At 64.4% G+C, this 13,029-nt stretch carries 13 protein-coding genes; 6 read left to right on the top strand and 7 right to left on the bottom strand.

Going from position 1 to position 13,029, the window contains the following annotated elements:
• Window positions 1-7: 7 nt before the first annotated feature.
• Both MB818_RS17715 and MB818_RS17710 read right to left on the bottom strand, forming a co-directional pair.
• Entirely contained in the window at window positions 8-1,246 is a 1,239-nt protein-coding gene (locus MB818_RS17715; protein ID WP_234142875.1) for an HlyD family secretion protein, read from the bottom strand.
• 3 nt (window positions 1,247-1,249) lie between these two features.
• Window positions 1,250-1,651: a hypothetical protein gene (locus tag MB818_RS17710; protein WP_234216000.1), complete on the bottom strand. Its 402-nt coding sequence runs from the start codon at window positions 1,649-1,651 to the stop codon at window positions 1,250-1,252.
• Window positions 1,652-1,802: 151 nt separating this feature from the next.
• Between MB818_RS17710 and MB818_RS17705 the strand changes: the two genes are divergently transcribed.
• From MB818_RS17705 to MB818_RS17690, 4 genes are all read left to right on the top strand, one after another.
• On the top strand, window positions 1,803-2,741 hold the full coding sequence (locus MB818_RS17705; RefSeq protein WP_238905899.1) for an aldo/keto reductase: 939 nt from the start codon (window positions 1,803-1,805) through the stop codon (window positions 2,739-2,741).
• The gene (locus MB818_RS17700; protein WP_238905898.1) at window positions 2,738-3,808 is read left to right on the top strand and encodes an NAD(P)/FAD-dependent oxidoreductase; all 1,071 of its coding nucleotides are present in this window, start codon (window positions 2,738-2,740) and stop codon (window positions 3,806-3,808) included. Before MB818_RS17705 ends, MB818_RS17700 begins: the two co-directional genes overlap by 4 nt.
• Window positions 3,805-4,455, top strand: a complete 651-nt coding sequence (locus MB818_RS17695; RefSeq protein WP_238905897.1) for a DUF938 domain-containing protein — start codon at window positions 3,805-3,807, stop codon at window positions 4,453-4,455. The genes MB818_RS17700 and MB818_RS17695 overlap by 4 nt, the downstream gene beginning before the upstream one ends.
• A gap of 70 nt (window positions 4,456-4,525) precedes the next feature.
• Window positions 4,526-4,861 (top strand): carboxymuconolactone decarboxylase family protein, encoded by a 336-nt coding sequence (locus tag MB818_RS17690; RefSeq protein WP_234137488.1) that lies wholly within the window; start codon window positions 4,526-4,528, stop codon window positions 4,859-4,861.
• 48 nt (window positions 4,862-4,909) lie between these two features.
• Here MB818_RS17690 and MB818_RS17685 read toward each other — a convergent pair whose 3' ends face one another.
• The 3 genes from MB818_RS17685 to MB818_RS17675 all read right to left on the bottom strand — a co-directional run bounded on the left by MB818_RS17685 (window position 4,910) and on the right by MB818_RS17675 (window position 7,377).
• A complete protein-coding gene (locus MB818_RS17685; RefSeq protein WP_238905896.1) occupies window positions 4,910-5,836 on the bottom strand; it encodes a PLP-dependent cysteine synthase family protein in 927 nt (308 codons plus the stop codon).
• 4 nt (window positions 5,837-5,840) lie between these two features.
• Entirely contained in the window at window positions 5,841-6,452 is a 612-nt protein-coding gene (locus MB818_RS17680) for an MliC family protein (RefSeq protein WP_234137486.1), read from the bottom strand.
• A 73-nt stretch (window positions 6,453-6,525) separates the two neighbouring features.
• On the bottom strand, window positions 6,526-7,377 hold the full coding sequence (locus MB818_RS17675; RefSeq protein ID WP_234142867.1) for a LysR family transcriptional regulator: 852 nt from the start codon (window positions 7,375-7,377) through the stop codon (window positions 6,526-6,528).
• A 101-nt stretch (window positions 7,378-7,478) separates the two neighbouring features.
• Between MB818_RS17675 and MB818_RS17670 the strand changes: the two genes are divergently transcribed.
• Both MB818_RS17670 and MB818_RS17665 read left to right on the top strand, forming a co-directional pair.
• A complete protein-coding gene (locus tag MB818_RS17670) occupies window positions 7,479-8,069 on the top strand; it encodes an HD domain-containing protein (protein WP_238905895.1) in 591 nt (196 codons plus the stop codon).
• A gap of 308 nt (window positions 8,070-8,377) precedes the next feature.
• On the top strand, window positions 8,378-8,806 hold the full coding sequence (locus tag MB818_RS17665) for an EF-hand domain-containing protein (protein ID WP_234137483.1): 429 nt from the start codon (window positions 8,378-8,380) through the stop codon (window positions 8,804-8,806).
• A 56-nt stretch (window positions 8,807-8,862) separates the two neighbouring features.
• Here MB818_RS17665 and MB818_RS17660 read toward each other — a convergent pair whose 3' ends face one another.
• Both MB818_RS17660 and MB818_RS17655 read right to left on the bottom strand, forming a co-directional pair.
• Complete coding sequence (locus MB818_RS17660; protein ID WP_238905894.1) at window positions 8,863-11,370, bottom strand: GcvT family protein; 2,508 nt, start codon at window positions 11,368-11,370, stop codon at window positions 8,863-8,865.
• Between the two features lie 255 nt (window positions 11,371-11,625).
• Entirely contained in the window at window positions 11,626-13,023 is a 1,398-nt protein-coding gene (locus MB818_RS17655; RefSeq protein WP_234137481.1) for an FAD-binding oxidoreductase, read from the bottom strand.
• Window positions 13,024-13,029 lie beyond the last annotated feature (6 nt).

Genomic DNA, 13,029 nt, shown 5'->3' with positions numbered 1-13,029 from the left:
TGATGCTTTAGTGGCCCCCCGAGAAAACCAGGGTTTGCATCGGCATCAGCAGTACCCGCAGCCGCAGGCCTGCGGCATGCACCACGCCGATTGTGTCCACCACATGCAAAAAGGCGCGTTCGAAGCCACCCAGGTCAGGGTCATGCTCCAGACGGTCATGGTTGTTGGTGTACACGTTGGCAAGGCAGGCGCTGCCCGGTGGCAGCAGATCGGCCCCGCCTTCGTAGAGCGGCTCCAAATAGACGGTCACGCTGCCGGGCGTCAGGTTCTTGGCCGGGTCGCGCAGCACGTCGCTGGGGTGGATCTGTCCCGAGGGGATCACGTCCTGCACCGCCACTACCACCATGGGAACGATGGTAAAGGGCTTGGTCATGCAACCGATCTCGCCGACCATGCCCGGTTTGATCACTTGTGCCGCCATCTGATTGAACCCGGCCTGGAACCGGCCCCGGCCCGAATCCGACGGCACCAGAAGACCCGCAGGGCGCAGCAGCGGGCTGACATAGTCACCGACCTCAAGCCCGAACTGTTCGATACGGCCAGCTACCCCTGCGACGATCAGGGTCTTTCCCAGTTCGGCCTCAGCCAGTTCAAGCTGCGCCTGGGCGCTGGCCATCTGTGCCGGGATCAGAACGTCGATCTGCTGCTGCGCTGCCGCCTTGCCGGCCTCGGCCGCCTGCAACAGCGCCTCACGCTCGCTCACCAGATTGTCCAGCCGCTCGATTTCGGTCAGGCGCACGGCGCTCGACCCCTGATCCTTGAGCGTCTGGTTGCGGGCCAGATCCTCTTGCGCCTGGGTCAGCGCCGCCCGTGCCTGGGCAATGCCAGCATCGGCCATGGCCAGATCGGTTACCGCCAGTTTGCGCGCCGCCTCGATCTGGGCGATGCCGGCATTGGCCGCCTCGACTGCCGCCCTTTGCGAGAGGCCCTCAAGGCGTAGAATCGGCTGGCCCGCTTCGATTACCTGGTTGTTGGTCACATAGATCTCTTCGACGCGCCCGCCGACCTGGGGCAGGATCGTCACCGTGCGGAAATACGAGGTTACCGCGTTGGTCGCAGGATGAAAGTAGAAGAGCGTGGTGATGACCGTCAGGGTCAGCATCGCACAACTGGTAAGCCCCCAGCGCAATTCATACCAGACCGAGAACAGGGTTAGCTCATGCCCAATGCGCTTGCCCTGAACATAGCGGCGGAACAGATAGTCCGGCAAAAGCGTGACAAGCGCGCAGAGTATCGTTTCGAGCATGGGTCAGTGCCCCTCTGTCGCAGCGGCAGGATGGGAATGCGGTTCGGCAACCGTCTCAGGCGATGCATCGTCCTGCCTCTCGGAATCGGTGCCGCGCGCGCGGATTGCATCGGCGATGGCGCGCAGCGGTGCGGCCAGATCGGGAAGCTGGAACCCCGCCACCAGAACCGCAGCCACCCAGAACACGTTGTTATGAGTAAAGAGCGCCAGCAGCGCCAGAATCCCCACCAGCTGGAACTGGGAATGGTTGCTTTTGTGGGCCATGCGCTCCGGCAGGGCATGCAGGGTGAAATAGCCAACGCCGATCAGCAGGATCAGGCCAATGGTAAAGACCGCCATGAAACCCAGCAGGAAATCACTGCCGTCGGCGGCCACGATATAGGACGGCACATGTCCGGATGCCATCGGATGTATGTTCTCCGCGCTCAAACTGCTCTCCCGAAAACATTTAATCAGTCAGCGCAACTATGCGCCGCCGGAACCGCAGGGTGCAAGCCGTCGCGATCAAATAGGATTTGATCTTTTCGACCCTTTCGGTGCGTGCCATTGTCCGCGCATGACATCGCTCCTCACCACCCCCGACGGCAGCCCGGCAAGCGCTTTTGCCTTTGGAACCATGCAATTTGGCGGCCGCGCAGACGCAGCAGCATCGGCGGCAATGTTCGATGCCTGCCGCCAGGCGGGCCTCAGCCATTTCGACACCGCCTATGTGTATACCGGCGGCCAGTCCGAGACCCTTTTGGGAGAGATGATCCGGGCCGAGCGCGAACGGCTCTTTATCGCCACCAAGGTGGGCTATGACGGAGGCGCGGGCGCTGCCAACATGCGCGCGCAATTCGATGTCTGCCGACAGCGGCTGGGTCTCGACATGGTCGATGCGCTTTATCTGCATCGGTTCGACCCCGATACCGACCTGAACGAAACGATGGAGTGTTTTGCGCGGCTGCGTGACGAGGGGAAGATCCGCTATGTCGGCCTGTCGAATTTTGCCGCCTGGCAAGTGATGAAGGCAGTCGCTGTGGCCAGCCTGTTCGACCTGCGCATCGACCTGATGCAGCCAATGTACAATCTGGTCAAGCGCCAGGCCGAGGTCGAGATCCTGCCGATGTGCGCCGACCAAGGGATCAATGTGGCCGCCTATTCGCCGCTGGGCGGCGGGCTCTTGACCGGGAAATATGCGGGAGGCGGTGCCGGACGGCTGACCGAGGATCACCGATATGCCGCGCGCTATGGTATGGACTGGATGCCGCGCGCGGCCGAAGCGCTGGCCGAGATCGGGGCCGAGTTGGGCGTCGATCCGGCGACGCTGGCGGTGGCCTGGGTGGCGGCCAGCCCGCTGGACGCGCAACCCATCGTCTCGGCCCGTTCGGCCGAGCAGTTGCGCCCCTCGCTGGCGGCGATGGAATTTCAGATGTCGCCAGAGCTTTATGCGCGGCTCACGGCGCTGAGCCCGACGCCGCCCCCGGCGACGGACAGGATCGAGGAACAGGCATGATCGACTTTCTGGTGATCGGCGGCGGTATCGCGGGCCTGAGCGCGGGCGCGCGCCTGTCGGCGCATGGCAAGGTGACCGTGCTGGAGGCCGAGGACGCGCTGGGCTACCACGCCTCGGGCCGCTCGGCGGCGTTGTTCGAGGCGGCTTATGGCAAGCCTGCGGTGGTGGCATTGAACCGGGCCAGCGCCGATTATCACCACACCGCCAATGGCGGCTATCTGACCCCGCGCGGGCTGATGCTGGTGGGTGGCGCAGATCAGGCGAGTGCGTTTCAGACGGATGTCGCCGACATGGAGATGACGCCGATTTCGGTGGACGAGGCGCGGGCCATGGTGCCGATCCTGAACCCGGAAACGGTGGTCTACACCGCCCACCATGCCGAGGCCTGGGATATCGACACCGACCGGCTGATGCAGGATTTCGCGCGTGTCATTCGCGCCAATGGCGGCGCAGTGCTGACCCGGCGGCGGGTGACGCGGATATCGCGCGGCGCGGTCTGGCAGGTCGAGGCGGGTGACGTGTTCGAGGCGCGCAATATCGTCAACGCCGCAGGCGCCTGGGCCGATCAGGTGGCGGCGATGGCAGGGGTGGCACCGATCGGTTTACAACCCTATCGCCGGTCCATGGCGCGTATCCCCGCGCCGGGCGGTCATGACCTGAGCGGCTGGCCGATGCTGATGGGCGTGGGCGAGACCTGGTATGCCAAGCCCGATGCGGGCAAGCTGATCGTCTCGCCTGCCGAGGCCGACCCGGTCGAGCCGCAGGACGCCTGGGCCGACGACATGGTTCTGGCCGAGGGGTTGGCGCGCTATCAGGAGATGGTGACCGAGGAGGTCACCCGGATGGACAGCAACTGGGCGGGCTTGCGCAGTTTTGCCCCCGACCGGGTGCTGGTGCTTGGGCCGGACCCGGATCAGCGCGATTTCATCTGGTGCGCCGGTCAGGGCGGCTATGGGTTCCAAACCTCGCCCGCGGCCTCGCAACTGCTGTGCGACCTGGTGACAGGCGCCGCGCCCGAGATCGAAGCCGGGGTGGTGGCGCAGTTGCGGCCGGAGCGTCTGAGATGAGCCGCAAGCCGCCCTCGGTCGCCAGTATCGCCACGACTGGTGAAGGTGCGCGCATGGTCGCGCCCGCCGCGGAACGGAACGTGGGCGTGCTCTGCGACCTGCTGGAGCAGGTGGCGCCGCATCAGGGCCGCGCGCTGGAACTGGCCAGCGGCACCGGTCAGCATGTCAGCGCCTTTGCCGAACGACTGCCCGGGCTCAGCTGGCAACCGACCGAAGTGGACGCCCGGCGCCGCGCCAGTATCGACGCGTATTGCGAGGGCCTGGACAATGTCGCGCCAGTGCAGGAGCTGAACGCGACGCGCCCCGGCTGGGGCGCGGACTGGGCGGGGCAGGACCTGGTGGTGCTGATCAACCTGCTTCACCTGATTTCCGAGGGAGAGGCGGCGACCCTGATCGCCGAGGCCGCCGCCGCGCTGGCGCCCGGCGGGCGGCTGGTGATCTATGGCCCGTTCATGCGGGCGGGCGAGTTGACCAGCGAGGGCGATGCACGGTTTCACGCCGCCCTGACGGCAGATGATCCCGAAATCGGATACAAGGACGACTTCGACACGATGGACCGAATGCAGGCCGTCGGGCTTGAGATGGCCGACGTGGTCGAGATGCCCGCGAACAATCTGGCCCTGATCGCTGAAAAGCCGCGGGTCTGATCCAGATCAAGGCCGCCGGGCCTGCAACCCTTACACATGCCGATGTCAATATGTGTGTAAGGACATTCGAATGAACTGGAACGACAAGCTGTCAGCCACCCGCGCGGGGCTGCGCAATTTGCATGGCGCCATTCCTGACACCGCCCGCGCCTTTGGCGCGCTGGGCAAGACGGTAAAGGAAGGCGGCACGCTGGATTTCAAGACCAAGGAATTCGTAGCGCTTGGCATCTCGATCGCCTCGCGTTGCGAGCCCTGCATCTCTCTGCATGTCGAGGCGTTGGTCAAGGCCGGTGCCAGCCGCGAGGAACTGTCCGATGTGTTGGCCATGTCGATCCAGATGGGGGGCGGCCCGTCGATGATGTATGCCGCCAAGGCGCTGGAGTGTTTCGACGAACTGGTCGGGTAACGAGCAGCCCGGGGCGCGGACGAAGCGCGCGCCCCGCCACATCCGGGATCAGCCGTAGATATGGCCACCCAGGTATTTGCCACCGTTGTCGCAACAAAAGGTGACGACGCGTTTGCCCGGCCCGATTTCTTGCGCCAACTGGATTGCGGCGACCACGTTCAGGCCGGTCGATCCGCCACCGAAGACGCCGGTTTCCCGCGCCAGGCGTCGGCACATCTCGAACCCCTGCTCCTGGTCGATAGCGCGAATGTCAGACAGCCGCCCACGGTCCAGAAAGGGCGGTTCAAAGCCGACCCCCACCCCTTCGACCCGGTGCGCGCCGCCCTTGCCGGTGGTGAGCAACGGTGATTGCAGCGGTTCGAGCGCGATCACCTGCGCCGTGACCCCGGCCTGTGTCAGGCCATCGGCCGCACCCATCAGCGCCGCCCCGGTACCGACCGCCGAGACCAGAGCATCGACCTGCCCGCCCAGAGCCTCCGCAATCTCGCGCCCCATCGGTTCGTACCCCGCGCGCACTTCGGGCGAACCGAACTGATCGGCGTAATAGCTGCCCGGTTCCCCGGCCAGTGCAAAGGCGCGCGCCTTCATCCGCTGGATCAGGTCTGGCGTGATGCCCTGACCATGGCTCTCCTCAACCAGAACCTCGGCGCCGAAGGCCGCCATCGCCTGCCGCTTGCTGGCCGAGAAGGCATCGGAAAACACCGCCGTGAAGCGCAGCCCCAGCACCGCCGAGACAAAGGCCAGCGCGGTTCCGGTGCTGCCGCCGGTGTATTCGACCACCCGGTCGCCCGGGCGCAGATCGCCCCGCCGCATGGCACCGCCCAAGACCGATATGGCCATGCGGTCCTTGTAGGACCCGGTGGGATTGCCGCCTTCGAGCTTGATCCAGATCTCGGCGCCGCCTTCCGGCTCCAGCGCGCGGAGGCGGACCAGCGGTGTGTTGCCGACTGCCGTCAATGTTTCGTCACCACGCATCCCGTTATCCATTCGACGTCAACACGCAATCCCATTCGCTGCCGTCCGGGTCGGGGTCGCGATACAGGGCACTGTCGCCCTTGGTCCAGATCGAACGGCCAAAGCTGCCCTCGTATTTCGCACCCGACCCGGTCGGTACCAGGGTACCGGTATCGATGCTGTCGCCGCGTTCGAACCGGACGCTGGGCAGTTCGGTGGCATAGAAATAGGTCACGACCTCGTTCGCCGGATTGCCGCCGCAGGCCCAGAAGGCAATGCCGGTCGGCTCCTCCAGCATCCAGCGAGCGACCAGCTCGCCCTCGCGCCGCAGATAGGTATCGGCGATACAGGTACGCAAATCGCCCGCCTTCCAGCACTCGTCGCGGCCCTTGATCCAGCCGCGCTGTTCGGCGCGCAGGCTCTGTTTTGCCTGCTCGGCGCCAGTGTCCAATCCGTCAATCACCGCAAGCGCCGCAGTGTAGCGTTCCGCGACCAGCCGATCGAGCCGGGCAAGGTCGGCATCCTCACAGATCAGGGTTTCGACATCGCTCTGTGCCTTGGAGCAGTCGAAGGAGGGGCCTTCCTGAGCAAACGCCGGGGCGGCCAGCAGAAGGCACAAGGTGAAACAGGCGCGCATGGCGTCTCTCCTGAACAGCGAACTGAAAATCGCGTTTAGTCTAGCACGCCATCGCCACGGGCCAAGACCGCTGTCAGCGTCCACCGCGCAGCTTGCGCAGGCCGGTGATTGCGGTTTCGATCTGGCCAAGGCCCGGATTGTCGCGCAGGTGGATAGCGCGGCAGGCAAGCCGCATCTCGGGCGCGCCACGCACCGCGTGCAGCCGCCCGCGCCGCAGCGAGCCCATGACCATCGTATCGGGGAAATACCCCACCCCGCCGCGCCGCATCAGATAGCGCAGCCCCATCGCCGCATTGCCCAGAACGATATGCTGACGGCTGCCGGGCGGCATCACCTGCTGCCAGAGCCGGTCGTATTCGGCGCAGAATTCCAGGTTGATGAACAGCGGCATCTCGTCCCGCCCGAGCGTCAGGGGCTGGTCCGATACCAGCGTCAGCCGTTCGTCGGGCAGGTCAGTAACCTCGATCCCGGGCTGCGTCGGGCGGTCATGTACCAAAGCCAGGTCGACAAGGCGTTCGGCCACCGCCACCCCCATATCAAGCGCGTGATCATAGTTCAGGGTGAAGGGGACAACGCCCTGTTCCTGTTCCAGCCAGACCGCCATGTCGACCAACAGCGCATCCCAGAGCGACAGTTGCGCGCCCAGCCGCAAGGCACCACGCGCGCCGGGGCCGGCGGCCATTTCGGCTGTGACGAAGGTCCAGGTGCGCAGCATCTGCTCGGCATGCGGGCGGAACCGTTGTCCGGCAAGGCTGAGGCGCGTGCCAGCCGGACCACGCTCGAAAAGCGCGACCCCCAGCGCGGTTTCAAGCGCCTTGATGCGGGCGCTGACAGCGGTCTGGGTGACGTTGAGCCCACGGGCTGCCGCGTGGAAACTGCCGGCCTCGGCAATGGCGAGAAAGGTTTCAAGCGCGGCTATCTGCATAACTGAAAAGATTTTCAGATCACTCTGAGCAAATCAATTCGTTTTTCTGCTCAGTCGCGCTCTGCTACCTTTGCCCCAGGCAGACACGAAGGAAACGCGCCATGCTGGACAAGTCACAAAAACCCACCTGGACCAGTTTCGAAGAGGCCACCCAGGCCGATTGGGACGCGGTGATGGAATATGAAGAGGCCTATAACGCCGCCCTGCCCGACCGGATACTGGACGCGATCCGCTCGCTGGACGAGGCCTGGACCCCCTACCCGATCAACCGCTATCAGCACTCGCTTCAGGCCGCGACGCGCGCCCATGCCGATGGCGCCGAGGACGAGATCGTGGTGGCCGCCCTGGTGCATGACGTGGGCGATATCCTGTCGCCCTACAACCACGGCGAACTGGCCGCGGCGATGATGAAGCCCTATGTCAGCGAGAAATGTTACTGGATCCTGCGACATCACTGCGTGTTCCAGGGCTATTACTACAACCACTACTGGGGCGGCGACCGCAACGCCCGCGACAAGTATCGCGACAGCCCCTATTGGGAAGACGCGCGTTACTTCTGCCATGAATACGACCAATGCGCGTTCGACCCGGACTATCCGACCAAACCGCTGGAATTCTTCGAACCCATTCTGCGGCGGGTGCTGTCCCGCGGCGGCGGTCACATGGAGCTGAACGAGACCGCCGAAGGATAAGCGACGGAACAACGCCTCCCACCCGTTTCAGGTAATACCGGAACACATGACAGGGAGCGCGCTGATGAAATCCGCGATTCTGCTGGCCGCGATGGCCCTTGCCTCGATCCTGCAACAGTTGGCCCTGCGTGGGGCGGGGCCTCTCTAAGCGCCCGCGCCGCGCCCCGCGCGGCGCCCGGCCCAACGGGAGGGGGTGCATCTTTGATGCGCCTCCGACGGGCGGGAGCCCCCCTGCGGCGAAATGGCCCGACGGATCGGGGCGCATCACCCGTTTGACGCGTGAATGCCGTCAAACAGGAGTAACTCTGATGCGCCTTCTCCTTCTCGCTTCGGCCTGTGCCCTTGGCACCGCCGCCCTGGCCCAGGGCACGCCCGGAGCGCATTTCATCGAAAACTGGGACATGGATGGCGACGGGCTGATCACCGTCGCCGAGATCGCCGAGAAACGCGGCGAGATTTTCGTGATGTTCGACCAGAACGAGGATGGCGCGCTGGATGCCGCCGAATATGACCTGTTCGACGAAACCCGACGTGCCGATATCGAGGCCAATGCCGGTGGCCGCAAGGGGCCGATGGCGCTGGTCGATCAAGCGATGGACCGCAGCTTCAACGATGCCGATGGCGACGGTCTGGTCTCGCTCGACGAGTTCGGCGCCCAGGCCCCCGCCTTCTTCGACATGCTCGACAAGAACGGCGATGGCGTGATCAGCAGCGCCGATTTCAAACCGGGCGGCTGAAACAAACAAGAACGGCCCCGGGGGTCCGGGGCCGTCTCTTCATCTCAAGGGAGGCGTCAGCCGTCCTTGCGGATGGTCTCGTTCTTGGGGTCATAGGGGCTGTCGCAGGTCACGACCGCATCCCACAGCTGATCCAGCATCTTGACCTTCAGCTTGGTGCCTTCGACCGCCAGCTCAGGCTTCACATAGCCCATGCCGATCGACTTCTCGAAGGCCACCGAATAGCCACCCGAGGTCAGACGACCGACGCGCTCGCCTTCGGGCGTATAAAGCGCCTCGCGACCCCAGGGATCGGCATCGGCAGGCCCGTCGATCAGCAGCGTGCAGCATTTGGAGCGGATGCCCTTGGCCTCCATCTCGGCCTTGCCGTGGAAGTCTTTGCCAAGGTCCACGAAACGCGGCAGATCGGCCTCCAGCGGGGTCGCATCGCGGCCCAGTTCGGTGCCGAAGGCGCGATAGCTCTTCTCCTGGCGCAGCCAGTTCTGGGCGCGGGCGCCCACCAGCTTAAGCCCATGCTTTTCCCCGGCCTTCATCAGCAGATCCCAGAGATAGTTCTGCATCTCGATCGGGTGATGCAACTCCCAGCCCAGCTCACCCGTATAGGCCACACGGATCGCGTTCACGGGGCACATGCCCAGTTCGATCTGACGGGCCGACAGCCACGGGAAACGCTTGTTCGAGAGGGCGGTTTCGGGATCGGCGTCCTTGATCACCTCTTTCAGCACGTCGCGCGATTTGGGCCCGGCGATGGCAAAGACGCCCCACTGGGTGGTGACATCCTGGATCTCGATATAGCCGAACTCCTCCATCTTGTCCTCGGCCGCCTTGCGCAGGAAGTCGGCGTCATACTCCGTCCACGCCCCGGCGGAGACGATGTAGAAGTTGTTCTCGCCATTGCGCACGATGGTGTATTCGGTGCGGGTGGTGCCAGCGCTGGTCAGCGCATAGGTCAGGTTGATCCGGCCCACTTTCGGCAGCTTGTTGCAGGTGAACCAGTCCAGGAACTGGGTGGCGCCGGGGCCCTTGACCACATGCTTGGTAAAGGCGGTGGCGTCGATCAGGCCCACGCCGTTGCGGATCGCCTTGGCCTCGTCTACGGCGTATTGCCACCAGCCGCCACGGCGGAAGCTGCGCGCGTCATGGTCGAAATTCTCGGGCGCATCGAGCGGGCCGTAATAGTTCGGACGCTCCCAACCGTTGACGAAACCAAACTGCGCGCCCAGCGCCTTTTGCCGATCATAGGCGGGCGCGGTGCGCAGCGGGCGGCAGGCCTCGCGCTCTTCGTCCGGGTGGTGCAGGATGTAGACGTGTTCGTAGCATTCCTCGTTCTTGCGCGCCGCGAACTCGGTGGTCATCCAGTTCGAGCTGTAGCGCTTGGGATCGAGGCTGGCCATGTCGATCTCGGCCTCGCCATCGACCATCATCTGCGCCAGGTAATAGCCGGTGCCGCCGGCGGCGGTGATTCCAAAGGAGAAGCCTTCGGCCAGCCACATGTTGCGCAGGCCCGGTGCGGGGCCGACCAGCGGGTTGCCATCGGGCGTGTAGCAGATCGGGCCGTTGAAATCGTCCTTGAGGCCGCTTTCGGCGCAGGAGGGCACGCGCTCGGCCATCGCCATGTACTGATCGGCGATCCGGTCCAGATCGAGCGGGAACAGATCGGCGCGGAAGCTGTCCGGCACGCCATATTCGAAGCGCGCGGGCGCGCCGTGTTCGTAGATGCCCAGGATCCAGCCGCCGCGCTCCTCGCGGGCATAGGATTCGTTGTCGGCGTCGCGCACCACGGGGTGTTCGGGGTTGCCCGCCTCGCGCCATTTGACCAGTTCGGGGTCCTGATCCATGACGATGAAGGTGTGCTCGACCGGGATCGCCGGCATCTTGATGCCCAGCAGCTTGGCGGTGCGCTGCGCGTGGTTGCCCGATGCGGTGACGACATGCTCGGCGGTGATCACCACCTGCTCGTCGGAGGGCACGAGGTTGCCGCCTTTTTCCACCATCTTGGTGCAGGTCACTTCCCAATGGGTGCCGGTCCAGTGGAAGGCATCGGCCTGCATCTTGCGCACGATCTCCACGCCACGCTGGCGCGCGCCCTTGGCCATCGCCTGGGTCACGTCGGCGGGGTTAATATAACCGTCCTCGGTATGATAGATCGCGCCCTTGAGGTCCGAAGTCTCGATCAGCGGCCAGCGTTCCTTGATCTGCTCCGGGGTCAGCCATTCGTACTTCACACCACAGGTCTCGGCGGTCGAGGCATAGAGCATATACTCGTCCATGCGCTCCTGCGTCTGCGCCATGCGCAGGTTGCCAACCACGGCGAAACCGGCATTCAGCCCGGTTTCCTCTTCCAGCGTCTTGTAGAAATCGACCGAGTATTGGTGGATATGGGTGGTCGCGTAGGACATGTTGAACAGCGGCAACAGGCCCGCCGCGTGCCAGGTCGAGCCGGAGGTCAACTCGTCACGCTCGATCAGCATGACGTCGTCCCAGCCGGCCTTGGCCAGGTGATAGGCGATCGAGGTACCGACGGCACCGCCGCCGACGACCAGTGCTTTGACTTGGGTTTTCATGGGACCGCTCTCCGGAATGAGTCTCTTTGGCATGGTTTATGCCGAAGCCCATTCTCACAAGCCAAGTCCATCCGACGCAAAAACGTGCAAAACCGACCTCCGCCTTGACAACGACGCGCGCGCCCGGTCCGGACACGGTCGCAATTGAGTATTTTGGGCGGAATGAAGGGCCATCACCGCTTCATTCCGCGACAAATACTCCCGCCGGAGGCGAGGTTTTTCGTCGAAAAATCTCTGGCGTCGCCGCCGTACCGGCTAGAGAATCTTGCCCGGGTTCATGATGTTCAACGGGTCCAGTGCGGCCTTGATCGCGGTCATATAGCGGGTGGTCGCACCAAGTTCCTGGCCGAGATAGGCGCGTTTGCCCTGACCGATACCGTGTTCGCCCGTACAGGTGCCATCCATCGAGATGGCAAGCTCGGCCAGCCAGGCGGTGAACGCCTCGGTCTTGGCGATCTCGTCCGGGTCATCCTTGTCGATGAGCGGCGAGATGTGGAAATTGCCGTCGCCCACATGCCCGACCAGCGGCGCAAAAAGGCCGAGTTCCTCGGCCTTGGCGGTGGCGGCGTTGACGCATTCCGCCAGACGCGAAATCGGAACGCACACATCGGTGGCCAGCGCCGTGCGGCCCGGGCGCAGTTGAAGCGAGGCCCAGTAAAACTCGTGCCGCGCCTTCCAGAGCCGGTTGCGTTCCTCTGTCGAGGTGGTCCAGGCAAACCCGCTCCCCTCGTTTTCCTCGGCGATGCTGCCAAACAATTCGGCCTGCTCGGCGACGCCCGCCTCGGAGCCGTGGAACTCCAGCAGCAACAGCGGCGTTTCCGGCAGGTCAAGCTTGGAATGGGCGTTGACCGCCTGCACCGCAATCACATCGAGCAGTTCCATCCGCGCCACCGGGATGCCGAACTGGATCGTCGTCATCACCGCCTGACAGGCGGCATCGACCGTCGGGAAGGAGCAGCGGGCGGCCGAGATCGCCTCGGGGATGCCCTGCAGTTTCAGCGTGATCTCGGTGATGATGCCCAGAGTGCCCTCGGCGCCGATCATCAGCCGGGTCAGGTCATAGCCTGCCGAGGTCTTCTTGGCCCGTTGCGCGGTGCGGATCACCTCGCCGTCTGGCATCACCACTTCGAGCGCCAGGACATTGTCCTTCATCGTGCCATAGCGCACCGCGTTGGTGCCGCTGGCCCGGGTCGATGCCATGCCACCCAGCGAGGCATTCGCGCCGGGGTCGATGGGAAAGAACAGGCCCTGGTCGCGTAGATGGGTGTTGAGCTGTTCGCGGGTGACGCCGGGCTGGACCACGCAATCCAGATCGCCCGCGTGCACGGCGAGAATATTATTCATCTGCATCAGGTCGACCGAGATGCCCCCGGCGGGTGCGTTCACGTGCCCCTCGAGCGAAGTGCCGGTGCCAAAAGGGATGACCGGCACCTTGTGTTCGGCGCAGGTCTTGACGATCTCGGACACTTCGGCGGTGGAGGTGGGAAAGACCACCGCATCGGGCGGCTGGTTCTCGATCCAGGTGGTGGTGTGGCCATGCTGTTCGCGGATCGCCTGGCCGGTCTGTACCCGATCACCGAAGCGCTGTTTCAGGATACCGATCACGGTTTCGATGCCGGTCTCGTTACGCGGCAATGCGGTGATCTGAGCCATGTCTGT

Origin of the sequence: Ruegeria alba (genome assembly GCF_022321465.1) — a bacterium.
In the GTDB taxonomy this organism is placed as follows: Bacteria; Pseudomonadota; Alphaproteobacteria; order Rhodobacterales; family Rhodobacteraceae; genus Ruegeria_B; species Ruegeria_B alba.
The sequence above is the reverse complement of the archived record's forward strand: the minus strand, read 5'-3'. Positions and strand labels throughout refer to the sequence as shown.